Origin of the sequence: Bartonella sp. CR84HXZ, assembly GCF_042194535.1 — a bacterium.
Taxonomy (GTDB): Bacteria; Pseudomonadota; Alphaproteobacteria; order Rhizobiales; family Rhizobiaceae; genus Bartonella; species Bartonella grahamii.
This window is the reverse complement of the sequence record NZ_JBHIMY010000066.1, coordinates 1-1861: the sequence shown is the minus strand read 5'-3', so window position 1 is coordinate 1861 and position 1861 is coordinate 1. Positions and strand designations below refer to the sequence as shown.

Here is a 1861-nt window from a genome sequence, read left to right as displayed (position 1 = left end):
GAGATCAGAGTGCTTAATTATTACGAAGCACAGGGACAGCCTTTATCGGAACATATAGGCTGGTTACGTCAAAATGGCTATGAGAAGGCATTGATGGTTCTCCCCCATGACGGTGCGACCAGAGATCGTGTGCACAATGTGAGTTTTGAGAGTGCTTTAAATGATGCGGGTTTTGAAACACAGGTTGTTCCCAATCAGGGAGCAGGGGCTGTTAAGATGCGTATAGAGGCGGTGCGACGTATTTTGCCTTCAGTTTGGTTCAATGAAGAGACGACCGTAGCAGGGCGTAAGGCGCTGAATTGGTATCACGAGAAATGGGATGAGAAGCGTAATATTGGCTTGGGAGCAGAGCATGATTGGTCCAGTCATGGAGCAGATGCCTTTGGATTGATGTGCGTGGCTTATGAAGAACCTCCGACGATACAAAAGCGACCAGCTTATAGCGGTAGAGAAACTTATGAAAGCACGTCATGGATGGCAGAATGATGTATGATGAAGAGCATTTAGAGAAAGAAAGTAACGCATCAGATTTGTCGACAGAAGGCTTATTTCGCAAGCTTGTCAGCTGGTACAAAGAAGATGTGGAGCATGTGAATAAATGGCGCGAACATGCAAGAGAGGATTTTCGATTTTACAATGGTGATCAGTGGAATGAGGCTGATTTAGCGGCGTTAAAAGAGCAACGCCGCCCCGTTATGACGTTTAATCGTATTGCACCATTGGTCAATGCCGTTGTGGGGTCAGAGCGCAATAACAAGCGCGAAGTGCAGTTTATTCCACGTCAAGTAGGTAAGGCATTGCCTAGTGAATTGCTTACCGGTGCGGCAGAATGGTTTCGGGACATGGCGCATGCAGAATATGCTGATAGTGATGCTTTCCAAGATGCGGTTATTTGTGGCATGGGCTGGACCGATACGCGGCTTGATTATGAAAACAGCTTTGATGGTGAACCGGTAATTACGCGTTTAGATCCTTTAAAAATGGTTTGGGACAGTGCAGCGGTGCAACCGAACTTAACCGATGCGCAACGTTTGTGGTATGTGGACCGCAAGCCTTTGGAAGTAGCCAAGCAGATGTTTCCCAAATCTCATTGGACAGAGCTGAGTGCAGATTGGGCAAGGGATGGGAGTTCTCATGAAGGTGTTCACCATAATGATCTTGATTATTACAGTGATGAGGGGAGCATTGATGTTGAAAATGGTCGTCGGATGGTCACGCTTGTTGAATGCCGTTGGTTTGAAAGCGAGCGATATTACAAGGCACCTGATTTAGAAACGGGGGAACTTCGTGACTATAGCGAAGAGGAATTTAAGCGGTTCCAATGCATGATGCCTAATATTCAAGGGGCAGCTTTCAATAAAAAGGTTGTAAGGCGTGCTTTTTTAGGGAGAAAATTGCTTGAATCGCCCGATCAACCCATGGTTCCAGCTGGTCAATTGGGTTGGGAGTGTATTACTGGTTATTTTGATAAGATAGAACGTCAGTTTTACGGTGTTGTACGTCCGACGAAAGACCCGCAACGGTGGGCGAATAAATATTTTAGTCAAGTGATGTATATCCTCAATAGCCAATCCAAAGGCGGGATAATGGCAGAGAGTGGTGCATTTAAGGATGAGAGAGAAGCAGCAAAAAGTTTAAGCCGGTCAGACAGTATTACATGGGTTAAACCTAACGCATTGACACAAGGTAAAATACAACCAAAGCCTGTAGCACAGTTTCCACAAGGCTTTTTCCAGCTGTTTAATGAAGCTAAGGAAGCAATTAATCAGGTGACGGGTTTATCGCCCGAATTCATTGGCACAAGGGAAGTGACACAAGCGGGTATTTTGGAGGCACAACGACGCCAATCCAGTTTAAATCT

At 45.7% G+C, this 1861-nt stretch carries 1 protein-coding gene and 1 pseudogene; both read left to right on the top strand.

Features of this window, described 5'->3' with window-relative positions:
- Nucleotides 1-486 (top strand): annotated as a pseudogene (locus tag ACFIKD_RS09275) (PBSX family phage terminase large subunit); the annotation flags it as partial.
- Nucleotides 471-1861, top strand: a 1391-nt coding sequence (locus ACFIKD_RS09270; RefSeq protein ID WP_375647877.1) for a portal protein, incomplete at its 3' end; no start/stop codon positions are given. The pseudogene ACFIKD_RS09275 and the gene ACFIKD_RS09270, both read left to right, overlap by 16 nt.